The sequence below is a fragment of the Bacillus sp. AFS023182 genome, assembly GCF_002560575.1.
GTDB classification, from domain to species: Bacteria; Bacillota; Bacilli; order Bacillales; family Bacillaceae_G; genus Bacillus_A; species Bacillus_A arachidis.
In genome coordinates, this window is sequence record NZ_NTRO01000004.1 from 107,364 (window position 1) to 130,604 (window position 23,241).

Below are 23,241 nucleotides of genomic sequence, written 5' to 3' on the forward strand. Positions count from 1 at the left end.
GAAACAAAGAAAAAATAATTGTAATAAAGGAAGGACTCTTTTACTTTTTTATCATATATATACAGAAATAGTGCAATGAAAGGGAATTTCTGAAAAGAAGGTAGTATTCCGAAGTTGAGCGTAGTAAAAGAGGTGAAAATTTTGAATTTTGATATTATAGGGCAAAAAGCATATATAAAAGACGGACCGTACCGGAATCGAATTGGAATTGTAAAGCAAAAAGGAAAGCAGGAGGGATCGAATTTTTTCCTTGTTATTGACGAACAAATCGTTGATGTGGAACTAAAAGATATTGTTTTAGTGGGGGTAGATGTGCGGCAATTTCATGAGTGGTGCGAGCAAAATGGCTATTTGTAAAAAGGACGGGTTGTGAAGTGAAACGTTAATTTTTATTTTGTAAGAGAAAAGGTTCGCTTTGAATAATAGAAAGAAGTTTTGACATCCATCAATAGGCAATATTGAGAAGGATTATGTTCAAAAAAGAGCGTATATCCTCTTTTTTTACGTTTATTTAGTAAAGAAGAAATGAAATATTGTAGCAATATTGAAACGAAATATTTTAATGGGAAATCCAGAAAACAATGTGAAGGAATTGGATCTTTTGGGGCAAAAGAAGCAGATTAGTTATGTAAAATAGTGATTATAGGGAATAAAAAAGGAATGCAAATGAATTAGCATTCCTTTTCATGAAAGTTCCCTCTTTCTTATGAAGCGACTTCCTTACTTTTTACATCCTCTTGATTATATGTCTCATGATCTAATTCACCAAGCCATTTACTAGAAATAAGACCTGCTGTCATTGATCCGCTTACATTAAGAGCTGTACGGCCCATATCGATTAATGGTTCAACAGAAATAAGAAGAGCAACAATTCCGATTGGTAAGTTCATTGTTGAAAGTACGATTAATGCTGCGAATGTTGCGCCACCACCTACACCGGCAACTCCGAAAGAGCTAATAGCGACAACAGCGATTAAAGTTAAAATGAATTGTGGTTGTAATGGATCGATACCTACTGTTGGAGCGACCATCATTGCGAGCATAGCTGGATAAATACCTGCACAACCATTTTGACCGATAGATACACCGAAGGAAGCGGCAAAGTTTGCAATTCCTTCGGATACACCAAGTTTTTCTTTTTGTGCTTCAATATTTAATGGCATTGTACCTGCGCTAGAACGAGAAGTAAAGGCAAATGTTAATACTGGAAATACCTTTTTTAAATATTGAACTGGGTTTAAACCGGATAGAGCGATTAATAATAAGTGAATAATAAACATAACGATAAGTGCTACGTAAGATGCTAAAACAAAATTACCGAGTTTTAAAATGGCATTCACATCACTACCAGCGACTGTTTTTGTCATAAGAGCTAATACACCGTATGGAGTCAGGCGTAAAATTAACGTTACCATACGCATTACAATAGCATATACAGCATCGAGCATCTTTTTAAATAGTTCAGCTTGTTCTGGATATTTTCTTTTTACACCAATAAAGGCGATTCCAATAAACGCTGCAAAGATTACGACAGAAATTGTTGATGTTGGACGTGCACCTGTTAAATCAAGAAATGGATTTGTAGGTAATAATTCTAATAATTTTTGTGGAATTGGTGTTTGTTCAATTGAACTAAATTTTTCTTCCACTAATTTCAAACGAGCTGTTTCTGCATCACCTTGTTGTAAACCAGTAGCTTGAACGTCAAAACCTGCGCTTGCGGCGATACCAACAGCGGCAGCGATTCCAGTTGTAAGGATTAAAATGCCAATAATAAGTCCGCTAATTTTACCAAGGTTACTTGTTAATTTTAATTTTGTAAATGCTGAGATAATAGAAACTAAAACAAGTGGCATAACAATCATTTGTAGTAATTTCACATAACCACTACCAATTAAGCTAAACCAGTTATTTGAATCCACGATAACTTTAGAAGTAGGTTCATAAATGAATTGTAAAATAAGACCAAATGCAATTCCGACCCCTAAAGCAGTAAATACGCGTTTATTAAAAGATACATGCTTACGTTGCATATAATATAAAATGCCAACTAATATAAGCATGACCACTATGTTAATTCCGACTAGCAGTGTATTCATAATAATTCCCCCTAATTCCATCTGTTATATAAAATATATTTCAACAAAACCTATAAGTCAACTAGGTAATTGAGGAAAATAAAAAAAGGATGGCAAATTGCCATCCTTTTAATGCCCAGCGCCAGGGACAAGTAGAAATGTTGTGTAGTATGTAAATCCAATGAAGAAAACCGTTAAATAGGCCCCGAATACGTATATATACATACGCTCTGTTAATTTCAAATAACTTAAAAGTACGAAAAATCCTGTTTGTCCTAAAAATAATAGTGCAGTTGTATGCATATCCCCTAAGTAAAACATAACCGAGAAAATTCCAGTCCAAAAGCCGAGAACGCGAAACATGCGCTCCATGCAATCTCCCTCCTTTTCTAAAAAAGTAAACCTCTCCTCATTATAATTTATTTTTCTCATTATTGTAAATATTTGCGAAAAAAAGAAAAGAAGCCAAATCAAATTGACTTCTTTTTGACATAATTTCATATAAAAACAATTATAGTTGGACTTTGTAGTTACAAGACTTGCATCCATCTAATAAGTTCTCATGTCGTGTTAATTCCATGTCCGGAAATAAAGTTCCAAAAATCCCCTTCATCATATCGCTATGCATATGGCAAACTTCTTCAGGGTGATGAACGGCAATTTCCTTAAATGGACAATTGTACACGTCATAGAAAATTTGTGTGCCATCTGTGCTTAATTCAAAGGAAGGGGATAAGCCAGCAGTTGATAACGCTTCTTTTGCAATTTGAACTTTGTGTTCTAATGTTAATGAATCTTTATTAACATTTAAACGCTGCATGTGTTGTTCCATCAATTCTTTACCAAATTGTTTGCCCGTTTCATATAGTGCCTTTTCACCGGCTGCACCGAGGCTTAGTAATGAATTAAAAGTGATTTTCGCTAATAATTGATAATCGCGAAATGGGAATTGCAATTGAATTAAGTCTTCAGACAATACATATAATCTGCTTGGTCTTCCGCCTTTTCCTGTTTTCTTCGTTTCAGATTTCAACATATTAACATCTTCTAATTTTGATAAATGTAGACGTGCTACGTTTGGATGGATATTAAATTCATCTGCAATTTCTTGTACGGTTACGTAACTATGCTTTTGAGAAATGTATTTATAAATATAATAACGAGTTGGATCAGATAGTACACCTGTAATTTTTAAAGCTTGTTCCATGAGGATCTCCACCTTTATCACTTTATCCAAGATATTAACATTATAATACAGATAAAGTTGCATATAGGTGATTTTAGTCAATAATTCAGAAATTGTTCATAATTTCACAAACATATTTTACCTTTTTCTAGTAGAGAAAAAGGTAAAGTTACGATTTTTCTTATATTTTCCTTTGTGATATATACATTGTGAGGAGGGATAACGATGAATGGTGTTGAACATTTTGCCAATACAATTATGAAGGAAGCATGTACATTACAGGCATCTGATTTACATATTGTGCCGCGGCAAGAAGATGCAGTCATACAATTGCGTATTGGAAAAGATTTGGTAACGAAGCATTGTATTAGAAAAGAATTTGGGGAAAGACTTGTTTCACATTTTAAATTTTTAGCGTCTATGGATATAGGGGAAAGACGTAAGCCACAAAATGGATCATTGTATTTACAAATTGATGGACAAGAAGTTCACCTGCGTCTCTCTACACTGCCAACTATGAATTTAGAAAGTCTCGTTATTCGTTTGCATTTGCAAGCATCGATTCAACCACTTTCCCATCTCTCTTTATTTCCAAGTTCGGCAAAAACACTTCTCTCTTTTTTACATCATTCTCATGGATTACTCGTGTTTACTGGTCCGACAGGATCTGGGAAAACAACGACAATGTATGCTTTGCTAGAGGTAGCGAAAAAGGGACAAACGCGGCGTATTGTTACACTTGAGGATCCAATCGAAAAGCGAAAGGATGGTTTATTACAAATTCAAATTAATGAAAAGGCCGGTATCACATATACAACAGGTTTAAAAGCGATTCTGCGCCATGATCCTGATATTATTTTAGTCGGTGAAATTCGTGATGAAGAAACAGCAAAAGTAGCTGTGCGTGCGAGTTTAACAGGTCATTTAGTAATGACAACGTTGCATACAAACGATGCAAAAGGGGCTGTGCTACGTTTGATGGATTATGGGATTACGCGGCAAGAAATTGAACAATCATTGCTTGCAGTGGCAGCGCAGCGTCTTGTGGAATTGAAGTGTCCATTTTGCAAAGGAAAATGTTCGCCATTATGTAAAGCGATGAGGCAGGTACGGCAAGCTAGTATTTACGAGTTGTTATATGGCCATGAATTGAAACAGGCTATTCGTGAAGCAAATGGAGAGCGTGTAACTTATCATTATGAAACATTGCAATCATGTATAAGAAAAGGATATGCCCTAGGTTTTTTAGAAGAGGATGTTTATGTTTGAGCGAAAAGGATGGCGATTACATGAACAAGTCTTGTTATTAAGAAGACTTGGAGAATTGTTAGAAAAAGGCTATCCTCTCTTACAAGCGCTAGAATTTTTACAGTTTCAATTGTCCTCTACAAAACGGCTACAACTGCAGCATATTATCGAAGAATTAAAAAATGGACAAAGTTTACACGATGCTTTTCATCAAATGATGTTTCATCCAGACATATTAAGTTATTTATTTTATGCGCAGCAACACGGTGATGTTTCTTTTGCTTTAAAGCAAGGAAGTGTACTCCTTCATAGAAAGGAGAAGCATCAAAAGGATATGATGAAAGTTCTCCGTTATCCGATTTTTTTATCTCTTTTTTTACTAGGAATTCTTGCTGTATTTAACCTTGTTTTGCTTCCTCAATTTGAGACATTGTACAGTTCTTTACGTGCAACCTCTGCTTCTTTTACTGATCAGATTATTAATTTTATCCAAATACTTCCATGTATAATGAGCGGATTTTTTCTTGTTATTGCACTTGGAGTATGTGTATACGTGTTTTATCTACGAAAGCTTCCTCCGATTCAAAGGGTAAATATTATGGTGCGTATTCCCCTTATAAATACATTTCTTATTTTAACAAATTCTCATTATTTCTCTGTTCAATTAAGCGGCTTACTACAAGGAGGATTATCGGTACTTGAAGCTCTAACATTAATGATGGAACAAAAACATCATTCGTTTTTTCAATGTGAAGCCACTCGGATTGAAGAGTTGTTAATTGCGGGAGAACAGTTGGATTCTATTATTATGAAGAGCAGTTATTATGAGCGTGAACTGTCTTACGTTATTGCGCATGGACAAGCAAACGGAAACTTAGCGACAGAATTAGGTGATTATAGTGAATTAACGATTGAAAAAATGGAAGAAAAGATTCAACGTATTTTAGTTATTATTCAGCCGCTTTTGTTTACATGTATTGGCATAATTGTTCTTCTTATGTATTTAGCGATGATTATGCCGATGTTTCAAATGATGAATTCTATTTAGGAGGTAGTTTACATGAAGAATGAAAAAGGATTTACTCTTTTAGAAATGTTATTAGTGATGGTTGTTATCTCGGTATTGCTGTTATTAATTATTCCAAATGTCATTAAACAACGTTCTTCTGTACAAGGAAAAGGTTGTGACGCTTATGTGAAGTCTGTTGAAGCGCAAGTACAAGCGTACCAGTTAGAAAAGAATAAGATACCAACAATAGATGATTTAATAAACGAAAAATACATTACTTCTACAACGTGTCCAAAAGGGGAGCCAATTAGTATTTCCAGTGAGGACGGTACAGTATCGGTTGGTAAATCGTGAAACAAAAGGGCTTTACATTTTTAGAGATGCTTCTCGTCTTATCTATCATTTCTATATTAAGCATTGTTACTTATTTTAACGTTGCTCCGTTATATGAGAGGCAAAAGGTCGAACGTTTTTTTAGACAATTCTCACAAGATATTTTGTATATGCAGCAGTTAGCTATAAACCACCGGAATCTGTATATGTTGCGGTGGGTCCCTGAGAAACATATGTACAGTATTTGGGAATCAGGAGATGCACGTGCCCTTATGCTCCGGGAATATGAACGTGATATAAAGGTTGATTTAAATACTTTTCCGAACCCAATGACTTATAATGCAAACGGAAATATAAACCAAGGTGGTACAATTCTACTTTTTTATCGTGCACGCACTTATGAAATTGTATTTCAACTTGGAAGAGGGAGATTTACCTATCGTGAAGTGCCAAAAAGGGTCAGTTATGATCGAAATGATCGTATCGTTAAGTTTATTGATGTTGGCTGTGTCGTTAGTGCTTCCCCAAACACTTCTCATCATGCAAGAAAGAAAAAATATTCAACTTCGATATAAAGCATATGTATTGCTGAAAAGGGAAGCGGCATTATATATGCATCAAAATCAGTTGAAGCAGCAAAAAGAGGAGATGATAGATGGCGTTATGTATGTGACCTATTTGCGAGGAGAAGAGGCTTGTACAATTTGGAGAGATACGAAACAAAGGAGAATAGAACAATGTCGCCATGTTAAAAAATAAAAAGATAGAAGCAGGGTTTACTTTATTAGAAATGATGTTATGTTTATTGTTTTTATCTATTTTCTTTCTTCTTGTGCCGCGCCTTCATAGTTTATTTATTGAGAAACCATATTCGAAGCAGATAAACAGTTGGGAATGGGATGTGTTCATGGAGCAAGTACAATTAGAGTTTCGAGAATTTCAACTGAGGAGTAATGTTCAGTTAGGGGACGAAGGAAATATAATACTTTTTCAAATGAGTAATGGTGATAATATCACATATGAAATGTTAGGAAATAATATTGTGAGAAAAGTAAATACACTAGGAAGGGAAATTATATTACAAAAGGTAAGTTCAGTTTCTTATAACTTAACACCATATATGCTATCCATACATGTGCAAGATATAAGTGGAAAAAAGTATCATGGGGTAGTAACGCGATACACACTCCCTGAGATGAAGTCATGAGAAATCAAGATGGTTTTGCTTTGCCCAGTACATTAATTCTCCTTTTCTTACTGTTTTCATTCTTTATATATGAGATAAATATGTTGCAATCTGATCAAAGATTTTATAAAGAGGCGCAGCAGAAATTTTTGTTAGAAGAGATTACAGATCAAGCGATCATCTCGATAAAGGCAGATTTGCAGGAGAAAGAACAAAATGATGTGTTTGCCTTTCAATATGAAAATGGTGAAGTGAGTGGGAGATATGTATTTGAGAATGACATTATCTTTGTTACCTTGCAGTGTATGACGAAAGAGCGCCGTTCTTATAAGGTGAACTTTCAGTACGATAAAACAAATAAAAAGGTTATGAATTGGACGGAAGAGCGAGGAAATGGAAGTTGAATTACAAGTACGTTTTGTTCTTGATACAAGATTGAGGACAAAACGTTTTTTTAGTAATTTGTGCAAGTAGTATATAAAATAAACCACATCAGCTCATCTTTCGTTATAATACAAATAATTAAACAAGGACCAACTTGGTAGAAAAGAGGTAACAAAATGAGGGCCATATATATAACAGGCTATATGGGGGCCGGAAAAACAACAATTGGGAGAATGCTAAGTGAGAAACTGCATATTCCAGTTGTAGATACAGATCAAAAAATTGAAGAGAAGCAAGGGAAGGTGATTCGCGATATATTTGCGGAAGAAGGGGAGGGCTCTTTCCGCAAATATGAAAGCGAAACGCTGCGCTCTTTACCGACGAGTGACTTAATTATTACAAGTGGTGGAGGGATCGTTGAGCGAGCTGAGAATCGTCAGTGGATGAAAGAGAATGGAACGATTGTGTATTTATATTGTGATCCGTATGTTATTGCAGAACGTCTTCGCGGGGATACAACGCGTCCATTATTTCAAAAAGAGAATATAGAGGCGTTTGTAGAGAAGTTTGAAAAACGCCGAGTATATTATGAAGAAGCAGATATACATATTGATACAACAAATAAAAGTGTGAAAGAGATTATGGAAGAACTAGAGAAAAAGATTAATGAATAAAAAAATGGACATACTAATCAAGTAGAGGTGATAATATGTCTACTAATGATTATGTGCGTTTTGTAACGCAACAATTTGTATCATATATGGATGCTCCAAAAGAGGATCGAAAGCAGAAAAAACAACAACGCCGCTCTGAAAAAGCACCATTTTTAAACAGATGGTTTGGTATGATACCACTTAGTGCTGCTTTGTTTTATCAAAACGTAAAGAAGAAAAGAAAGCAATCAAGTTAATAAATGAGTGGAATGATTTACCACTAGTAAATATACTAGGGCGGTATAGGGCAATTTTGGCGATGGGTGTATACTTGTCATTGATTCAACAGAGAGACCTAATAAAAATTCCCCAGTGCAATATTGCACTGGGGAATTTTTATTATTTCTTTTGATAGTTTCCAACTTATTGTGTAGATTCTGTTTGTTCAGTTACTGCGTATATTTTATTATTAACCCATACAAATCCTATTCCAATACATATGGAGATCCCCCAGCCAACAGCGGTCATGATTGCTCGCATTTCACCATATCCTTCTACACCAAAAACAGAAATGAAATAGATTTTTAAAAAGCTTTTTAAAATGAATTGGAGACCGAAAAATAGTGTTAAATATTTCAAGGCCGGATATATACGTTTGTCACGGTAAAGAGCGCGACTTTTATCTCGGTCATGTCCTTGCAAGACTGCGATATCAGCAGCGAAATATAACATGAGCGGTTTTTTAATAAAGATTGTACAGATGACAATGCAGCCGAGTACGATATGATAATATGCGTCGTTCCAAAGCATTCGCGCAGCAGAGCCAGATAGTATGTCTACTGTCGTGTTAGCAATGAGGGTAATCAAAATAAAGAACCCTGTAACGTTGAACTGTTTTTCTTTCTTAAAGCAGTACAGTGTATAAAGAATTCCCGGTACCGAGGAAATAAGCATTGCATAATAAGGATCAATATGTGCTTTTGCAAATTTCCAAATGACAAAAGGGAAGACGAGGTAAAAGACAATATCGAATATGGCTTTCTTATTTTGATTCATTATAGACCTCCTTAAGTAATAGATATATTTTACAATATAATTTCTGAATATTGTACAGGATTAGTTGATAATTAAAGTTAATAAACGATATCCCACTTCTTTTTAGTTGAAAGAGAGGATTTAGCGATGCATAGAAGTAATTAGAGTTTATTCCTACCTCATGTCAAGTAAAAACAGAAAAAGAAGCAAACACGTGAAATCATCTTCCCTTCTTCGCGGTGGTGATTTTAATTTGAGAACTTGTATACAAGTGGTAGGTTAATGTTTCGGAAACGTTTTGAGCGTGTACGAAATGAAGCAAAAGTCATAATTTAGTAGAAATAAAAAAGATTGCCCCTAGCGTGGTAATCTTTTTTAGTATATAATAATTAAAACGCTTTCATTTTTAAGGGTTTGTTCACAAAATTGACGAAAACTTAAGTTATTCCTATCGTCATGTTGTTTTATAATGAAACTAATCATCTATACATGCATACAATATTGTGAAATAAATAACATAAATAATCTATATAAATGTAAACGTTATCAAAGAGAGAGGTGGAGACAATGAGTAAATTTTTCTTCAATCATAATCCAGCAACAATAGAAGATGGAAGGCTTGTAGAATATGCTGAAATTATTTATGGTGAAGGTGGCCGTTCTGTATTAGAAAATTTAATGGTGAAAGCATCTATCAGGTTGCGTGATCGTTATCCGCATAAATCTGACGAACAGATCTCTTATCTTGTAAATCAAGGCTTACACGATATGTTTCAAAAATATGTGAAGGAATAAGAGGAGCGAAAAGCTTCTCTTATTTTTGTATAAGGATTGCACCACTAGCTGACAATAAGAATGAATTTGAAAAACATAAGGGGTGAAAAAAATGAGTAATGGCGTAGGACGTTCAAAAAAGAATCTTCCAACAGATGCAAACCATGTGAGTGCAAAAGATAGGGAATATCAAAAGCGAATGACAGAAAAACAGCAACAAGAACATAATGATGGCCGGAAGTATAATGGGAAAATATAAGAAAAGCTCCTTCTCATATGAAGGGGCTTTTCTCATGAAAAAAATGTTTAGCGGTTACATAGAAGAGGCCGCCATTTATAATTTGCATTGTAATCCGCGGTTCGTATTGTTCTTGTAAGGCTTGCTTTTCTATTTCATAGCTTTCGGGAAGCTCTTCACTTCCCTCATAAAAGCGATTAAGAAGCGATAAATCATGGTTCCAACGTACCCGTGCTTCTTCAGCCCATGTATGATCATCTGCTGCGATGAAGTTTTTTAATGCATCTTCTATTCGCTGTAGTCCACTTTGCGGTTTAATAATTGGAGTGAGTGTAAAACTGAAATCCGGTATTTTTGGTGTGAGCCGAATTTTCGCTAATGTTTCATGAAAGTTTGTAATCATCGTTCCAGAAATAAGATGAATCCCGATGGAATGAAGCATGTCTTTCTTTCGATCGCATTGATAACATACTTTTACATTGACGCCAAGCCATGGGTGAAGTGGTGTATGAGTTGTACTACCTAAATTCACTTCTTCGAATAAGCGTATGTATGAACCGAGTTCTTTTGTTGTTTGAAAAATTTGATGTAGACGAGGGGAGCCATAGTGAATAAGCTCACCTTCCTCACTGTCACTCTCTGGGTTTGTAATGAGAGTAAGTTTCATCGGATTTGGGATACCACCTGTTTTCTCGAGGTAATGCCAATAAAAAGGTCGATTCATCAATAGTTTATCCATCTCAATTGTTAATTGTACATCTAGTAGATGAGGGGAACGCTGGGAAATCTCACAGTCGTTTGCTTCGAAAAAATCCCATAAGTAATTATGAATTTCATGTTGCTGCATAACCTTGCACCTCAGCTTCGTTTCTCTTCGCGAAGTCGATGATAGATGTTAAATTTTCCATCTTGATTCGAATTTCTCCTTCGCTCTTTGACCCTGCAAAAATTTCTTGAATATGTGCATCGATATTTTTCATATTGATTCTTGTTAAAATCTCATCAAGTTCACCGATGACTCGCTCAAATAAATTAATTTTTTCATATAGAAGTTTTAAAATATGTTCTTCAACTGTATGTTTCGTTGCTAAGTTATAAATATGAACATCATTTTTTTGACCAAGCCTATGAATACGTCCAATGCGCTGTTCAAGCCGCATCGGATTCCAAGGCAAGTCATAGTTAATCATATGGCTACAAAATTGTAGGTTAATCCCTTCACCGCCTGCTTCAGTTGCGATTAACACTTGCGCATGATTTTGGAAGAGTTCTTTCATCCAATCTTTTTTTCCTCGTTTGAATCCACCTCGAAAGGGAACCGATGAAATACCATGCTGTTTTAAAAACCATTGTAAATACATTTGCGTTGCTCTGTATTCTGTAAAGATGACGACTTTATCATTAATTTCTTTTATAAGCTCTAGTGCTTGATTTGCTTTTGAATTAAAAGGAATATGGTTGATTTTGTCCATTAAAACATCGATATATGGGTCTGATATATAATTCACATTTTCTTTTTTCCTTTTTTCCACGTGTTTTTTGAGTGAATAATAAACTGCTTCACGGCTACTACATACTTCTCGTTTCAAAGTTAATGATGAAAAGGCAGAGGTAAAAGCGTCTTGTCCTTTCCAATTTTCAATTGCATTATATAACGCTTGCTCTTCCTCATTAAAATCAATAAATATTGTGCGAACATGCCTTTTCGGCCATTCGATACCTGTACCATTTCGCCGATTTCTTACCATCACTTTATTAATGAGCGCTTTTAAATCTTCATCTGACTCTGCTGAGCGATTTTTCGATGCATAATATTCCTCGAAGTTAGATTGATTGCCTAAATGTCCTGGTTTTAATAAGGAAACGAGATTGAAAATTTCATCAATTTTGTTTTGAACAGGTGTTGCAGTTAGTAATAAGCAAAACTTCTTTTTCAGTCGTTGTGCAAATTCATAGTTTTTTGTTTTGTTATTTTTAAGTTTGTGTGCTTCATCAATAATAATAAGGTCATATTCTAAGTTTAAAACGATGTCACGATGAGGTGAACGTTTTGCTGTATCAATTGATGAAACAATAACATCAGCTTGCTCCCATGAATAACTTTTCCTCTGAGCAACAGCGGGGATAAAAAATTTTGTATTCAACTCATATGCCCACTGTGAAACAAGGGAAGCAGGAACGAGTATTAATACTTTTTTTACAAGACCTCGCACCATATATTCTTTTAAAATCAGACCCGCTTCAATTGTTTTTCCAAGTCCAACCTCATCTGCTAGTATTGCCTTTCCATTCATTTGTTCAATCACAGTTTGTGCGACTTCCAACTGATGAGGAAGCGGTGTGAAGTGGGATAAATGTTTTGGTGCTTGCAAGCCATCAAATGTAGGGACAAGCAACGATCTTTCTGTTTCATAAGCTAAATTATACAGTTCCCAATTTGTCCAAGGACCGTCCTCATCAATTCGTTTTAAAAAATTATTTTTCCAAGTCCGATCTACGGAAATATCGACATTCATTAAAACTCTCCCACCTTCTGTAAACTAAAACGGTTATTGTTATACCCTTCACCAGAACGTTAATTTCTAGCGTTTTTAGGTGAAGTCATTTTCGTAAGTGTAAGATTAAAAAATTCCAAATTATTTTTTATGCTAGAATATTGATGAAATAGATCGAAAAATGTTAGGATAATGTTGTGAAATGTGTGGAATCTTTCGTATTTTATCCAAGAAAGTACTTTTTTATTTACGCTTTCATAAAAAAATACATTGAGATTCCGTATATCCCATCTTTTCTGAATAAAAAATGTTTAGATACGGGAAGCCAACTTTTAATGATTTGTCATAGACAGCATAAGGGGGAAAGAACATGATTACATTACAACGTACACCGCTATTTGATGTTTACGCGAAGTATGGTGGGAAAACAATCGACTTTGGTGGTTGGGAATTACCAGTTCAATTTTCAAGCATTAAAGAAGAGCACGAGGCTGTTCGTACAGCAGCGGGTCTGTTTGATGTGTCTCACATGGGAGAAGTTGAAGTCACAGGTACAGATAGTTTAGCATTTTTACAACGTGTTGTTACAAATGATGTTTCTACCTTAAAGGTAGGAGGAGCACAATATACAGCAATGTGTTACGAAAATGGTGGCACTGTAGATGATTTATTAATCTACAAGCGTGGTGAAGAAGACTATTTATTAGTAATCAACGCATCGAATATCGAGAAAGATTACGAATGGTTAGCAAGTCATGTAATTGGCGATACGAAGGTAGTCAATGTTTCTAGTGAAATTGCACAACTTGCAATTCAAGGACCAAAAGCAGAAGGCATTTTACAAAAAGTTGTGTCAGAAGATTTAAAAGAGATTAAGTTCTTTAAATTTAAAAACGAAGTTCTTGTAGACGGTACCCCTGCACTTGTATCTCGCACTGGTTATACAGGTGAAGATGGATTTGAAATTTACTGCAAGAGTGAAGACGCTGCAAAACTTTGGGAGAAACTTCTTGAAGTTGGAGAAGAAGACGGCTTAAAACCATGTGGTTTAGGAGCTCGTGATACACTTCGTTTTGAAGCAACGCTTCCACTTTATGGTCAAGAACTATCAAAAGATATTACACCAATTGAAGCTGGAATTGGCTTTGCAGTAAAAACAAATAAGGAAGTAGATTTCTTTGGAAAAGAAACATTAAAAGAATACAAAGAAAACGGTGCACCTCGTAAATTAGTCGGCATTGAAGTAATTGAACGCGGTATTCCTCGTACACATTATCCTGTATATGTAGGCGAAGAAAAAATCGGGGAAGTTACAAGTGGTACACAATCTCCAACGTTAAAGAAAAGTATTGGTTTAGCATTAGTTGATGTAAAATACGCAGCAGTTGATACAGAAGTAGAAATTGAGATTCGTAATAAACGTGTTAAAGCAGTAGTTGTTCCAACACCATTTTACAAACGTTCAAAGTAACGGGGAGAGGGGTAGATTTCATGTTGCATCGTTATCTTCCAATGACAGAAGAAGACAAAAAAGAAATGTTACAAACGATCGGTGTTCAAACGATCGATGAATTATTTTCTGATATTCCAGAAAGTGTTCGTTTCAAAGGGGATTTAAACATTAAACAAGCAAAGTCAGAACCAGAACTTTTAAAAGAACTGTCTGATATGGCTCGTAAAAATGCCAACTTAAAAGAATATGCATCTTTCTTAGGAGCAGGTGTATACGATCATTATGCTCCAGTAATTGTTGATCATGTTCTTTCTCGTTCAGAATTTTATACAGCGTATACGCCATACCAACCTGAAATTTCACAAGGAGAATTACAAGCAATTTTTGAATTTCAAACAATGATTTGTGAATTAACAGGAATGGATGTAGCAAACTCCTCTATGTATGACGGAGGTACGGCATTAGCAGAAGCAGCGATGCTAGCTGCAGGTCATACTCGTAAAAAGAGAATTCTTGTTTCTAAAGCAGTTCATCCAGAATCAAGAGCGGTACTTGAAACATATGCAAAAGGTCAACATCTTGAAGTTGTTGAAATTGATTATAAAAACGGTGTAACAGATTTAGACGTATTACAAAGTGAAGTGGACGATACAGTAGCTTGTGTAATTGTTCAATATCCAAACTTCTTCGGACAAGTGGAAAAATTAGCTGCTATTGAAAAAATCGTTCATCAGCAAAAATCATTATTTATCGTTTCTTCAAACCCATTATCATTAGGTGCTTTAACACCACCAGGGAAATTGGGTGCTGATATTGTCATCGGTGATGCACAACCATTTGGTATCCCAACACAGTTTGGTGGACCACACTGCGGTTATTTTGCAACAACGAAAACATTTATGCGTAAAATTCCAGGACGTCTTGTAGGACAAACTGTGGATTCAGATGGCAAACGTGGCTTCGTACTAACATTACAAGCTCGTGAGCAACATATTCGTCGTGATAAAGCGACATCTAACATTTGTTCAAACCAAGCACTAAATGCATTAGCGGCATCTGTAGCAATGACAGCGCTTGGAAGACAAGGTGTGAAAGAAATGGCACGCCAAAACATTTCGAAGGCACAATACGCAAAACGCCAATTTGAAGAAAAAGGATTTACTGTAATATTTGCCGGACCATTCTTCAATGAGTTTGTTGTAGATTGCAAGCGTCCAGTACAAGAAGTAAATGATGCATTAGTACAAAAGAATATTATCGGTGGTTACGACCTAGGCCGTGATTATAAAGAATTAGAGAATCATATGCTACTAGCTGTAACAGAACTTCGTACAAAAGAAGAAATTGACACACTTGTAAACGAAATGGGGGCTATCCAATGAAGAACCAAGACCAAGCACTTATTTTTGAAATGAGTAGAAAAGGACGCGTAGGATATAGCTTACCCCAATTAGATGTAGAAGAAGTGAAATTAGAAGATGTGTTTGAGAACGATTATATTCGTTCAGAAGATGCAGAGCTTCCAGAAGTATCTGAACTAGACATTATGCGTCATTACACAGCGCTTTCAAACCGTAATCACGGTGTTGATTCTGGATTCTATCCATTAGGATCTTGTACGATGAAGTACAATCCAAAAATTAACGAAAACGTGGCACGTTTCCCAGGATTTGCACACATTCATCCGCTTCAAGATGAAAAAACAGTGCAAGGTGCAATGGAATTAATGTATGACTTACAAGAACATTTAATTGAAATCACAGGAATGGATACTGTTACACTTCAACCAGCAGCTGGTGCACATGGGGAATGGACAGGATTAATGCTAATCCGTGCATATCATGAAGCAAATGGTGATTATAACCGTACAAAAGTTATTGTTCCTGACTCTGCGCACGGAACAAATCCAGCATCTGCAACAGTAGCAGGTTTTGAAACAATTACAGTTAAATCAAATGAAAATGGCCTTGTTGACTTAGAAGATTTAAAACGTGTTGTGAATGAAGAGACAGCAGCACTTATGTTAACAAATCCAAATACACTTGGTTTATTTGAAGAAAATATTTTAGAAATGGCAGAAATCGTTCATAATGCGGGTGGGAAATTGTATTATGATGGTGCGAACTTAAATGCAGTATTAAGCCAAGCACGTCCTGGCGATATGGGATTTGACGTTGTACATTTAAACCTTCATAAAACATTTACAGGTCCACATGGTGGCGGTGGCCCGGGCTCTGGCCCAGTAGGTGTAAAAGAAGATTTAATTCCGTTCTTACCAAAACCAATTTTAGAGAAAACAGAAAATGGCTATCACTTTAACTACGATCGTCCACAAGCGATTGGACGCGTGAAACCATTCTATGGAAACTTTGGTATCAACGTTCGTGCTTATACGTATATTCGTTCTATGGGTCCAGATGGTCTACGTGCAGTAACAGAATATGCTGTATTAAATGCAAACTATATGATGAGAAGATTAGCACCATTCTACGATCTTCCATTTGATAGACATTGTAAGCATGAATTTGTATTATCAGGACGTCGTCAAAAGAAACTTGGCGTACGTACGTTAGATATCGCAAAACGTCTGCTTGATTTTGGCTACCATCCACCAACAATTTACTTCCCGTTAAACGTGGAAGAATGTATTATGATTGAGCCAACAGAAACAGAATCAAAAGAAACATTAGATGGATTCATTGATAAGATGATTCAAATCGCAAAAGAAGCAGAAGAAAATCCAGAAGTTGTACAAGAAGCACCACATACAACAGTAATTAAACGTCTTGATGAAACAATGGCTGCTCGTAAACCAGTGTTACGTTATCAAAAGCCAGCTCCTGTACAAGTTTGAGTACATGTGAAATGAAAAGAACTCGCTATACGCGGGTTCTTTTTTTTGTGGAGAATCTGTGCAGAAATTATGAAAATAATGTAAATAATTTTTATGTTTTATGTAACAGTGTAGAGGAAAGTTGTTTTTTAGGCTTTTTTGTTGAAAAAGTCGGTTTGATAAAATTGTGTATTTTTGTTAGAATTTTATTGAAATTAAGAGGGCGTAATGAGAGAGACATAACTCATTTTTATGTATATGTGAAAAAACGAACAATTTGGGGTGAGGAAATGGGCTATAAGTGTTACAGGATGGTGTATCATTTAGAAAACGGTAAAACGATTAAAGATATAAAGGAATTTTGTTATCGAGATCATGGGAAAATGTTAGAACGTGTAGCACATCGTGTAATGGATAACGAAGAAGTGACGGCGATTGATAAACAAGGAACAATTATTTCAATAGCTTGTGATGACATTGTAAAGGTAGAACTTGATTATATAAAAGAAAGTTAACCTTGAGTCATATCGAATTATTCGATAAAATATACTGTTGAATGGTGAAGTGAGAAGAGAGGAGCTTATTATGGGTAGTACAAGACACTTTTATATGTTTATTTTAGCGTTTGTACTTGTTGTGGCATTAACGGTATATTTAATTGTTGATAGCAGCTGGTACAATGCGGTGCATCCGGCATTTCTTATTTTTATGTACATAGGAATTGCGGTTGTTAGTTTTGGGATGAGAGACGAAATGTTAGATCGCTTTGAGAAGTGATACATATATGGAAGACCAACAGGGAATTGTTGGTCTTTTTTTCTTGTCCAAAATAAGGAGTTTGTTACTATAGCTGATGTAATTATATGTATATGCGTTGTTTTTGGATGGGATTTTATAAAAAGGTGTCTCATTATAAGACACCTTTTTTCAATAAGAGAAATAACACAGAAGTAACTTATAAACAGAAACGGTGCTCGGCATATCTTTTGGCGCATGTAATATGAGGCTGAAACATATAACAAAGAAAAGAAATAAGAAAAATAACAATAGGATATGTTTATGTATGGAATTTTGCATGTAATCAGCTCCTTTTTGTGTAGTATGCCCTAAAGGAGTGAAGATATAGTTAGATTTGAAAAAATGGGGAAGAGACATGTAATGAGGAAACAGAGGTTAAAAGGGAGAATATTAATGAAATCTGCATTGTTCTTTCCTTAAATCTTAGTATGCTTGATTTTTACTCGGATATTGATATTTTAAAAAGGTGAATAATATTATCGGTACTAGTGTTTTTATTCTTGGAATACTATGCCTTATTGTATCGAATTTCTTTAAAAATCCAAAATATAGGAATCATTAAGGGTGAAAAAAGACAGTCACTTCACTTTTCGGAAGAACTGTCTTTTTTACTTAATTTGCCCCAAATCTTGGCGATACTCCAAATGATAAGAATTGTAATAGAGGCAATTATCGACCAAACGATGGATGCAATTTCAAGCGCCATGTTCGGAAGGAATGTAAGAACAGAAATTGCTTTATGAAATAGCCATTCTATAATATGAAAGCTTATTTGCAGTAGAATAACGATTCCGAGTATAATCCCAGTTAGGATTTGTTTTCCTTTTGCTTTCCACATGACGATCACCCCACGTTAGCTCATTAATTTTAAGCCAACTGCCCCGCATAAAATGCAGCTTAAAAAGGCAAGGCGACGCCAATCAGCTGATTCGCGGAATAAAAGAATGCCTAGCAGCGCACTTCCGGCAGTCCCAATTCCAGTCCAAATCGCGTAAGCTGTTCCCATCGGTAACGAGTTCATTGCTAGTGATAAGAAGAAGAAGCTTACGCCGAAGTTAGCAATTAAAATAAGTTTTGGTGCCCAGCCTTTCTTTTCAGTGGCTACTTTCATAAACAGTACACCAACAATCTCACAAATACCAGCAATAATTAAAAATACCCATGCCATTTTATGCAGCCTCCTTCTCTTCTTGTTCACCTGTTACTCGTTTTAAACCAATTACTCCAAAGAAAATTAAACCAATTAATAAAACTTTTATAATTGAAAAAGGTTCTCCGAAAATAAAAATCTCTGTAAGAACGATTCCGCCAGCCCCGATTCCTGTAAACACAGCATATACAGTTCCTACAGGTAAATCTTTATAAGCTTTAAACAATAGGACGAAACTTATTGCGATTAAAAGAGCAACACCGATCCATTCAATTGGTGTTGTTGCGTGCTTTAGTCCAATCACCCAAAAAATTTCAATAATGCCAGCTAAAATTACATAAATCCATGCCATATATTATTTCTCCTTCCTACCAGTCGTTAGGTAAAGGGCTGAAAAACGACGCATTGCTAAGTAAGCAATCCGTCATTTTGAAAGACCATTCCAAAATACTTTCCAAGAGGCGTTTAAGCGGGTCTTAAAGCGATTTAAACCTGCGAATAGTAGTTCAACCATAAGACCGTCAATTAAGCATAAATAAGCCTCTAAAGCGTCTTTTATTTCAATATTATGCAGTTCACCTTGTTCGTTTGCTCGTTTGAATACAGGAAATAAAAGTTCTCTGATGTTTTCAATGTGAGCATTTGCTTTTTCAATAATTTGTTCGCGAAATGCATCCGGCGGAAAATAAGAAGTGCGTAACCAAAACATTGATTCTTCACTTTCACCAAATCGCTTTGCGTAACCTTTCAATAAGTTTACAAGTAATGCTTCAGTAGATGATTCTGAAAAATTTTCCATATCATCTGTAAAGCATTGTAAATCTTTTTGCAAGGCTGCTTCTAAGCAGGTGAAATATAATTCTTCTTTTCCTTTAAAGTGTGCGTAAATTGATGGTTTTTTAATCCCGACCTCTTGAGCAATATTTGCTAATGAAGTCCCTTCATAGCCATAGCGTGCGAAATGAGAAAGTGCTACAGCTTTAATGCGGTTTGCTGTCATCTTCATCCCCTACCTACCGTTCGTTAGTTTGAGTATAAAAGAAAGAAAAAATAAAGTCAATAAGGAAAACTCTAAAAAGAGCACCTAATTTGGTACTCTTTACACGGTTTGACGCTCAATTAATCGGAAAGAGAGCTCTTTTGAATCAATAGTCATTTGTTCATTTTGTATTTGTTTATAAAACATTGAAAATGCATGAAATCCCATACTTAATCCCGGATGTTCAATAGTTGTAATTTCTAGTGCTTCAGAAACTTCGTGGTTATCAAATCCTAGTATTGCGATATCATCTGGAACGCGTAGACCTTGTTTTTTTGCTTCCGTTAATAAACCAGCTGCAACTTGATCGTTTGCAGCAAAGATAGCAGTTGGGCGTTCCTTCATTTTTAATATGTTTTGCATAACTTTGGAACCGTCTTTCATCGTGTAGCATTGATAGAACATCCAGTTTTTATGTACCATTTTTCCAGATGAATGGAGTGCATCAAAAAATGCTTGTTTTCTTTGCATTGTGTTGGCACTATTTTCACGAGCTAGACAAACACCGATGTGACTATGTCCTTTGTGTAATAAGTATTCTGTACCAATACGAAATCCTTCATAATGATTAACATAAACAGATGAAATAAGTGGATGCATCATCTTTTCACAAGAAATAATAGGAGCAAATTTTGCATAAGGTTCAATTGTCTCCCATGAGCTTGTACGTGAGCAAATAATCATGCCATCAAATTGCTTCATTTTCATCATTTCTAGAACACGAAGTTCCTCCTTACTATCATAGTTGGTTTGACAAAGATTAATATGATAGCCCGCAGCCAATGCTTCATTTCCAATCCCTTCAATAATGGTACTGAAATAGGGTAAGTTGATAAAAGGAAGCATTACCCCCACTGTAAATGTTTTCCCTCTTAATAAATGAACTGCATTTATATTTTTTGCATAATTTAATTCTTCAACAGCATCTAAAACGCGTTTTCGCTTTTCATCGCTGACGTAGGGATGGTCATTTAGCACGCGCGAAACCGTCGTGATAGATACCCCAGCGATTTTCGCAATTTGTTTTATATTTGCCATATGTATCACCTCTTCGTTCATTATATAGGCAAATAGATAGGAATGGAAAAAAATAATGGGAAAAGCTTGACCTGAAAAGCTTTTCACAATCTATGTTATAAAAGACCTACTGTTATTCGCGTCACCTTTTTATTTTGGGCGTAAGAGTAGCAGGAAGTCTTTTTTTGTCTAAATAAAAATGCTGTGTCAAAATCTGTGAGATAAACGGGGAAAGTTTTCAAAGGGAGAGTTGACAGGTGGAGCGAATATGAACAACATATTAACGCTTTGTTCGCAAAAGGAGCGGGATGAAAGGGCGGAAACAAATTGAAAAAAAGAATCATTTGTTTCGTGTTTTCTAGTATGTTACTGAGTTCATGTTCATTCCAACAAACAGCGAAAGAGGAAAAACAATTTGTGGGAAATGCGGATGGAGCTGTAGATCTTGTATCTGGTCCCATTTCGTTAAAGGATACAAAAAAATATTTTTCGGAAGCATTTAAAGTTCCGACATATTTGCCGTACGATGTTATGAGTGGTGTAAAAGGAGAAGTAAGAACAATTGGAAAGAAGAACGCGGTCTTAACGATTAAATATAAACAACAGGAAAAAAGAAGAAAAGATTATATAGAATTAACAGTTGCTAACTTTTCCTATAGTTTTCCGTATATTGTAGAACAAAATCGATTTCAGGAACAGATGAAGTTGAATAATGGGGCAACTGCTTATTTTAAAAATAGGGATGAATTTGAACAAGGGGAAGAATTTGCAACGCTCATATGGAAAGAGAAAGGATTAGAATATCAATTGTTATATCGCAATGTAGAATTAAGAAATGAAGAAGTAGTAAAACAAAACTTAGCATATATTGCGAACAACATGGAAGAAAAGAACTAGCTGATGAGTCATGCTAGTTCTTCAAAATATTATTTCTTTTTAATTCTGCCTGTCCAAGATTTAAATCCACCTTGTAATTGGTAGAAATCTTTGTAACCCTGTTTTTTTAGATATTGAGCCGCACGTCCTGTACGGAATCCACTTTGACAGTATAAATAAACAGGTTGGTCTTTACGTAGCTCTTTGTAACGCATACGGATTTGTGATAGCGGAATATTACGAGCACCTAAAATATGACCAGCGTTAAATTCATCTGCTTCACGAATATCGATAAGCTGTGCTTTACGGTAGCCAGCGCGAAATTCTTCTTCTGAAAGTGTTTTAATCAATTTCTTCTGATAGAAAAACATCCATACAGAGTAGCCGATGAATGCTAGAACTACGGCTAGTATAATAATTAAGTTTGTTGACACGATTCTATCGCTCCCTTTTTTCTTATCCTACTTTCAATATTATAATGCCCGTATGTATTTATGCAACAGGTTCGTTCGGTGAGAAGAAGAAATTTCGTATTCTTTCACAAATTTTGTCGAATTTGTTAGACTAGATATTGTGAAAAATAATTGGTTACATGAGGTGCAGGATGGGAAAAGAAAAATGGTGCTATATTAACTCTGGTCAATGTTCACCGGCATTCAATATGGCGTTAGATGAATGTTTATTAAATTGGCAAAGTGAAAAGAAAATGCCACCAACAATTCGTTTTTATGAATGGGAAGTGCCAACATTAACAGTGGGGTATTTTCAACGTGTAGAAAAAGATATCAATATGGATGTAGTAAAAGAGAAGGAATATGGATTTGTTCGCCGTCAAACAGGTGGTAGGGGAGTATTGCACGATAAGGAATTAACGTACAGTGTTATTGTCTCTGAAGATCATCCGAATATGCCTAGAACAGTTACAGAAGCGTATCGCGTAATTTCTCAAGGGCTACTTGAAGGTTTTAAGGCGCTAGGATTAGAAGCGTACTATGCGGTTCCAAAAACAGAAGCGGATCGTGAAAATTTAAAAAATCCACGTTCAGGTGTATGTTTTGACGCTCCGTCTTGGTATGAAATTGTTGTAGAAGGCCGGAAAATTGCTGGAAGTGCACAAACGCGCCAAAAAGGAGTTATCCTACAGCATGGATCTATTCCGTTAGAAATTGATTTAGATGAGCTGTATGACTTATTTTTATTCCCAAATGAGCGAGTGAAAGAGCGTATGAAGAGCATGTTTTCTTCTAAAGCGGTCGCAATCAATGAATTAACAGACCGTACATTTACGATTGAACAGTTGATTGAAGCGTTCCAAGTTGGATTTGAAAAAGGCTTAGATGTGGAGCTAGTCCCGTATGAACTAACGGAAGAACAGCTTCAAGAAGTGCAAACATTAGCAAAAGAAAAATATGAGAGCGATGAGTGGAATTATAAAAAATAAGGAGGTGGNNCCACC

At 35.5% G+C, this 23,241-nt stretch carries 31 protein-coding genes and 1 pseudogene; 19 read left to right on the forward strand and 13 right to left on the reverse strand.

Annotated features, from left to right (window positions below):
• Positions 1 to 141 precede the first annotated feature (141 nt).
• A complete protein-coding gene (locus CN288_RS02205; protein WP_026589938.1) occupies positions 142 to 357 on the forward strand; it encodes a DUF3912 family protein in 216 nt (71 codons plus the stop codon).
• A gap of 347 nt (positions 358 to 704) precedes the next feature.
• On the opposite strand, the gene CN288_RS02210 is transcribed toward CN288_RS02205, so the two are convergent.
• From CN288_RS02210 to CN288_RS02220, 3 genes are all read right to left on the reverse strand, one after another.
• Positions 705 to 2,120 carry an L-cystine transporter gene (locus tag CN288_RS02210; protein WP_026589939.1) on the reverse strand — a complete coding sequence of 472 codons (1,416 nt, stop codon included), beginning with the start codon at positions 2,118 to 2,120 and terminating at the stop codon, positions 705 to 707.
• An 87-nt stretch (positions 2,121 to 2,207) separates the two neighbouring features.
• Complete coding sequence (locus CN288_RS02215; RefSeq protein ID WP_026589940.1) at positions 2,208 to 2,450, reverse strand: DUF2626 domain-containing protein; 243 nt, start codon at positions 2,448 to 2,450, stop codon at positions 2,208 to 2,210.
• A gap of 139 nt (positions 2,451 to 2,589) precedes the next feature.
• Complete coding sequence (locus CN288_RS02220; RefSeq protein WP_026589941.1) at positions 2,590 to 3,285, reverse strand: helix-turn-helix transcriptional regulator; 696 nt, start codon at positions 3,283 to 3,285, stop codon at positions 2,590 to 2,592.
• 204 nt (positions 3,286 to 3,489) lie between these two features.
• Here CN288_RS02220 and comGA point away from each other — a divergent pair, with 204 nt between their 5' ends.
• The 9 genes and pseudogenes from comGA (at position 3,490) to CN288_RS02260 (ending at position 8,334) form a co-directional block, all read left to right on the forward strand.
• The gene (gene comGA / locus CN288_RS02225; protein WP_026589942.1) at positions 3,490 to 4,533 is read left to right on the forward strand and encodes a competence type IV pilus ATPase ComGA; all 1,044 of its coding nucleotides are present in this window, start codon (positions 3,490 to 3,492) and stop codon (positions 4,531 to 4,533) included.
• Positions 4,520 to 5,560, forward strand: coding sequence for a competence type IV pilus assembly protein ComGB (gene comGB, locus CN288_RS02230; RefSeq protein ID WP_026589943.1), 1,041 nt, complete (start codon positions 4,520 to 4,522; stop codon positions 5,558 to 5,560). The genes comGA and comGB overlap by 14 nt, the downstream gene beginning before the upstream one ends.
• Positions 5,561 to 5,572: 12 nt before the next feature.
• Positions 5,573 to 5,875, forward strand: a complete 303-nt coding sequence (comGC, locus tag CN288_RS02235; protein ID WP_026589944.1) for a competence type IV pilus major pilin ComGC — start codon at positions 5,573 to 5,575, stop codon at positions 5,873 to 5,875.
• A pseudogene (comGD, locus tag CN288_RS02240) lies at positions 5,872 to 6,315 on the forward strand (competence type IV pilus minor pilin ComGD); the annotation flags it as partial. The gene comGC and the pseudogene comGD, both read left to right, overlap by 4 nt.
• Positions 6,254 to 6,613, forward strand: a complete 360-nt coding sequence (comGE, locus tag CN288_RS29365) for a competence type IV pilus minor pilin ComGE (protein ID WP_231503886.1) — start codon at positions 6,254 to 6,256, stop codon at positions 6,611 to 6,613. The pseudogene comGD and the gene comGE, both read left to right, overlap by 62 nt.
• Positions 6,600 to 7,061, forward strand: coding sequence for a competence type IV pilus minor pilin ComGF (gene comGF / locus CN288_RS02245; protein WP_026589946.1), 462 nt, complete (start codon positions 6,600 to 6,602; stop codon positions 7,059 to 7,061). The genes comGE and comGF overlap by 14 nt, the downstream gene beginning before the upstream one ends.
• Positions 7,058 to 7,444, forward strand: a complete 387-nt coding sequence (gene comGG / locus CN288_RS02250) for a competence type IV pilus minor pilin ComGG (protein WP_026589947.1) — start codon at positions 7,058 to 7,060, stop codon at positions 7,442 to 7,444. Before comGF ends, comGG begins: the two co-directional genes overlap by 4 nt.
• 156 nt (positions 7,445 to 7,600) lie before the next feature.
• Positions 7,601 to 8,098 carry a shikimate kinase gene (locus CN288_RS02255; protein ID WP_090687483.1) on the forward strand — a complete coding sequence of 166 codons (498 nt, stop codon included), beginning with the start codon at positions 7,601 to 7,603 and terminating at the stop codon, positions 8,096 to 8,098.
• A gap of 35 nt (positions 8,099 to 8,133) precedes the next feature.
• Positions 8,134 to 8,334, forward strand: coding sequence for a YqzE family protein (locus CN288_RS02260; RefSeq protein WP_026589949.1), 201 nt, complete (start codon positions 8,134 to 8,136; stop codon positions 8,332 to 8,334).
• Between the two features lie 166 nt (positions 8,335 to 8,500).
• Here CN288_RS02260 and CN288_RS02265 read toward each other — a convergent pair whose 3' ends face one another.
• Both CN288_RS02265 and CN288_RS29980 read right to left on the reverse strand, forming a co-directional pair.
• Complete coding sequence (locus CN288_RS02265) at positions 8,501 to 9,133, reverse strand: VC0807 family protein (protein WP_026589950.1); 633 nt, start codon at positions 9,131 to 9,133, stop codon at positions 8,501 to 8,503.
• A gap of 354 nt (positions 9,134 to 9,487) precedes the next feature.
• Positions 9,488 to 9,595 carry a GTP pyrophosphokinase gene (locus CN288_RS29980; RefSeq protein ID WP_307802265.1) on the reverse strand — a complete coding sequence of 36 codons (108 nt, stop codon included), beginning with the start codon at positions 9,593 to 9,595 and terminating at the stop codon, positions 9,488 to 9,490.
• 84 nt (positions 9,596 to 9,679) lie between these two features.
• Between CN288_RS29980 and CN288_RS02275 the strand changes: the two genes are divergently transcribed.
• Together CN288_RS02275 and CN288_RS28580 are read left to right on the forward strand one after the other, a co-directional pair.
• Entirely contained in the window at positions 9,680 to 9,907 is a 228-nt protein-coding gene (locus CN288_RS02275; protein WP_026589951.1) for a hypothetical protein, read from the forward strand.
• A 91-nt stretch (positions 9,908 to 9,998) separates the two neighbouring features.
• Positions 9,999 to 10,145 (forward strand): hypothetical protein, encoded by a 147-nt coding sequence (locus tag CN288_RS28580; protein ID WP_000064866.1) that lies wholly within the window; start codon positions 9,999 to 10,001, stop codon positions 10,143 to 10,145.
• A gap of 13 nt (positions 10,146 to 10,158) precedes the next feature.
• Here CN288_RS28580 and CN288_RS02285 read toward each other — a convergent pair whose 3' ends face one another.
• Positions 10,159 to 10,971 carry a YqhG family protein gene (locus CN288_RS02285; protein ID WP_026589952.1) on the reverse strand — a complete coding sequence of 271 codons (813 nt, stop codon included), beginning with the start codon at positions 10,969 to 10,971 and terminating at the stop codon, positions 10,159 to 10,161.
• A complete protein-coding gene (locus CN288_RS02290) occupies positions 10,958 to 12,640 on the reverse strand; it encodes a DEAD/DEAH box helicase (protein WP_026589953.1) in 1,683 nt (560 codons plus the stop codon). Before CN288_RS02290 ends, CN288_RS02285 begins: the two co-directional genes overlap by 14 nt.
• 349 nt (positions 12,641 to 12,989) lie before the next feature.
• Here CN288_RS02290 and gcvT point away from each other — a divergent pair, with 349 nt between their 5' ends.
• From gcvT to CN288_RS02315, 5 genes are all read left to right on the forward strand, one after another.
• Positions 12,990 to 14,090: a glycine cleavage system aminomethyltransferase GcvT gene (gcvT, locus tag CN288_RS02295; protein WP_026589954.1), complete on the forward strand. Its 1,101-nt coding sequence runs from the start codon at positions 12,990 to 12,992 to the stop codon at positions 14,088 to 14,090.
• Between the two features lie 20 nt (positions 14,091 to 14,110).
• Positions 14,111 to 15,454, forward strand: a complete 1,344-nt coding sequence (gene gcvPA, locus CN288_RS02300; protein WP_026589955.1) for an aminomethyl-transferring glycine dehydrogenase subunit 1 — start codon at positions 14,111 to 14,113, stop codon at positions 15,452 to 15,454.
• Positions 15,451 to 16,926 (forward strand): aminomethyl-transferring glycine dehydrogenase subunit 2, encoded by a 1,476-nt coding sequence (gene gcvPB / locus CN288_RS02305; protein ID WP_026589956.1) that lies wholly within the window; start codon positions 15,451 to 15,453, stop codon positions 16,924 to 16,926. The genes gcvPA and gcvPB overlap by 4 nt, the downstream gene beginning before the upstream one ends.
• A gap of 269 nt (positions 16,927 to 17,195) precedes the next feature.
• Positions 17,196 to 17,420 carry a DUF3929 family protein gene (locus CN288_RS02310; RefSeq protein WP_026589957.1) on the forward strand — a complete coding sequence of 75 codons (225 nt, stop codon included), beginning with the start codon at positions 17,196 to 17,198 and terminating at the stop codon, positions 17,418 to 17,420.
• A 70-nt stretch (positions 17,421 to 17,490) separates the two neighbouring features.
• Positions 17,491 to 17,682: a hypothetical protein gene (locus CN288_RS02315; RefSeq protein WP_026589958.1), complete on the forward strand. Its 192-nt coding sequence runs from the start codon at positions 17,491 to 17,493 to the stop codon at positions 17,680 to 17,682.
• A 604-nt stretch (positions 17,683 to 18,286) separates the two neighbouring features.
• On the opposite strand, the gene CN288_RS02325 is transcribed toward CN288_RS02315, so the two are convergent.
• The 5 genes from CN288_RS02325 to CN288_RS02345 form a co-directional block, all read right to left on the reverse strand.
• The gene (locus CN288_RS02325; RefSeq protein ID WP_026589959.1) at positions 18,287 to 18,541 is read right to left on the reverse strand and encodes a DUF3975 family protein; all 255 of its coding nucleotides are present in this window, start codon (positions 18,539 to 18,541) and stop codon (positions 18,287 to 18,289) included.
• A 15-nt stretch (positions 18,542 to 18,556) separates the two neighbouring features.
• Positions 18,557 to 18,871 (reverse strand): DMT family transporter, encoded by a 315-nt coding sequence (locus CN288_RS02330; protein ID WP_026589960.1) that lies wholly within the window; start codon positions 18,869 to 18,871, stop codon positions 18,557 to 18,559.
• Position 18,872: 1 nt separating this feature from the next.
• Positions 18,873 to 19,205, reverse strand: a complete 333-nt coding sequence (locus tag CN288_RS02335; protein ID WP_026589961.1) for a DMT family transporter — start codon at positions 19,203 to 19,205, stop codon at positions 18,873 to 18,875.
• A gap of 72 nt (positions 19,206 to 19,277) precedes the next feature.
• Positions 19,278 to 19,859: a TetR/AcrR family transcriptional regulator gene (locus tag CN288_RS02340; protein ID WP_026589962.1), complete on the reverse strand. Its 582-nt coding sequence runs from the start codon at positions 19,857 to 19,859 to the stop codon at positions 19,278 to 19,280.
• A gap of 93 nt (positions 19,860 to 19,952) precedes the next feature.
• Complete coding sequence (locus tag CN288_RS02345) at positions 19,953 to 20,930, reverse strand: LacI family DNA-binding transcriptional regulator (RefSeq protein ID WP_026589963.1); 978 nt, start codon at positions 20,928 to 20,930, stop codon at positions 19,953 to 19,955.
• 330 nt (positions 20,931 to 21,260) lie between these two features.
• On the opposite strand from CN288_RS02345, the gene CN288_RS02350 reads away from it, so the two are divergent.
• Positions 21,261 to 21,806, forward strand: coding sequence for a hypothetical protein (locus CN288_RS02350; protein ID WP_035414449.1), 546 nt, complete (start codon positions 21,261 to 21,263; stop codon positions 21,804 to 21,806).
• Between the two features lie 29 nt (positions 21,807 to 21,835).
• Here CN288_RS02350 and CN288_RS02355 read toward each other — a convergent pair whose 3' ends face one another.
• Entirely contained in the window at positions 21,836 to 22,219 is a 384-nt protein-coding gene (locus tag CN288_RS02355; RefSeq protein WP_026589965.1) for a rhodanese-like domain-containing protein, read from the reverse strand.
• A 170-nt stretch (positions 22,220 to 22,389) separates the two neighbouring features.
• On the opposite strand from CN288_RS02355, the gene CN288_RS02360 reads away from it, so the two are divergent.
• Positions 22,390 to 23,226, forward strand: a complete 837-nt coding sequence (locus CN288_RS02360) for a lipoate--protein ligase family protein (RefSeq protein ID WP_026589966.1) — start codon at positions 22,390 to 22,392, stop codon at positions 23,224 to 23,226.
• The last annotated feature ends 15 nt before the right edge of the window (positions 23,227 to 23,241 follow it).

Coding starts and splice junctions, on each gene's coding strand:
- CN288_RS29980 (WP_307802265.1), bottom strand. CDS start 9,595: ATGATTAGTTTCATTATAAAACAACATGACGATAGGAATAACTTAAGT.
- comGC (WP_026589944.1), top strand. CDS start 5,573: ATGAAGAATGAAAAAGGATTTACTCTTTTAGAAATGTTATTAGTGATG.
- CN288_RS02315 (WP_026589958.1), top strand. CDS start 17,491: ATGGGTAGTACAAGACACTTTTATATGTTTATTTTAGCGTTTGTACTT.
- CN288_RS02285 (WP_026589952.1), bottom strand. CDS start 10,971: ATGCAGCAACATGAAATTCATAATTACTTATGGGATTTTTTCGAAGCA.
- gcvPA (WP_026589955.1), top strand. CDS start 14,111: ATGTTGCATCGTTATCTTCCAATGACAGAAGAAGACAAAAAAGAAATG.
- CN288_RS02360 (WP_026589966.1), top strand. CDS start 22,390: ATGGGAAAAGAAAAATGGTGCTATATTAACTCTGGTCAATGTTCACCG.
- CN288_RS02325 (WP_026589959.1), bottom strand. CDS start 18,541: ATGTGGAAAGCAAAAGGAAAACAAATCCTAACTGGGATTATACTCGGA.
- CN288_RS02310 (WP_026589957.1), top strand. CDS start 17,196: ATGGGCTATAAGTGTTACAGGATGGTGTATCATTTAGAAAACGGTAAA.
- CN288_RS02255 (WP_090687483.1), top strand. CDS start 7,601: ATGAGGGCCATATATATAACAGGCTATATGGGGGCCGGAAAAACAACA.
- CN288_RS02345 (WP_026589963.1), bottom strand. CDS start 20,930: ATGGCAAATATAAAACAAATTGCGAAAATCGCTGGGGTATCTATCACG.
- CN288_RS02275 (WP_026589951.1), top strand. CDS start 9,680: ATGAGTAAATTTTTCTTCAATCATAATCCAGCAACAATAGAAGATGGA.
- CN288_RS02340 (WP_026589962.1), bottom strand. CDS start 19,859: ATGAAGATGACAGCAAACCGCATTAAAGCTGTAGCACTTTCTCATTTC.
- CN288_RS28580 (WP_000064866.1), top strand. CDS start 9,999: ATGAGTAATGGCGTAGGACGTTCAAAAAAGAATCTTCCAACAGATGCA.
- CN288_RS02290 (WP_026589953.1), bottom strand. CDS start 12,640: ATGAATGTCGATATTTCCGTAGATCGGACTTGGAAAAATAATTTTTTA.
- CN288_RS02260 (WP_026589949.1), top strand. CDS start 8,134: ATGTCTACTAATGATTATGTGCGTTTTGTAACGCAACAATTTGTATCA.
- comGF (WP_026589946.1), top strand. CDS start 6,600: ATGTTAAAAAATAAAAAGATAGAAGCAGGGTTTACTTTATTAGAAATG.
- CN288_RS02265 (WP_026589950.1), bottom strand. CDS start 9,133: ATGAATCAAAATAAGAAAGCCATATTCGATATTGTCTTTTACCTCGTC.
- comGE (WP_231503886.1), top strand. CDS start 6,254: ATGAAATTGTATTTCAACTTGGAAGAGGGAGATTTACCTATCGTGAAG.
- gcvPB (WP_026589956.1), top strand. CDS start 15,451: ATGAAGAACCAAGACCAAGCACTTATTTTTGAAATGAGTAGAAAAGGA.
- CN288_RS02220 (WP_026589941.1), bottom strand. CDS start 3,285: ATGGAACAAGCTTTAAAAATTACAGGTGTACTATCTGATCCAACTCGT.
- CN288_RS02330 (WP_026589960.1), bottom strand. CDS start 18,871: ATGGCATGGGTATTTTTAATTATTGCTGGTATTTGTGAGATTGTTGGT.
- comGB (WP_026589943.1), top strand. CDS start 4,520: ATGTTTATGTTTGAGCGAAAAGGATGGCGATTACATGAACAAGTCTTG.
- CN288_RS02210 (WP_026589939.1), bottom strand. CDS start 2,120: ATGGAATTAGGGGGAATTATTATGAATACACTGCTAGTCGGAATTAAC.
- gcvT (WP_026589954.1), top strand. CDS start 12,990: ATGATTACATTACAACGTACACCGCTATTTGATGTTTACGCGAAGTAT.
- comGA (WP_026589942.1), top strand. CDS start 3,490: ATGAATGGTGTTGAACATTTTGCCAATACAATTATGAAGGAAGCATGT.
- CN288_RS02335 (WP_026589961.1), bottom strand. CDS start 19,205: ATGGCATGGATTTATGTAATTTTAGCTGGCATTATTGAAATTTTTTGG.
- CN288_RS02215 (WP_026589940.1), bottom strand. CDS start 2,450: ATGGAGCGCATGTTTCGCGTTCTCGGCTTTTGGACTGGAATTTTCTCG.
- comGG (WP_026589947.1), top strand. CDS start 7,058: ATGAGAAATCAAGATGGTTTTGCTTTGCCCAGTACATTAATTCTCCTT.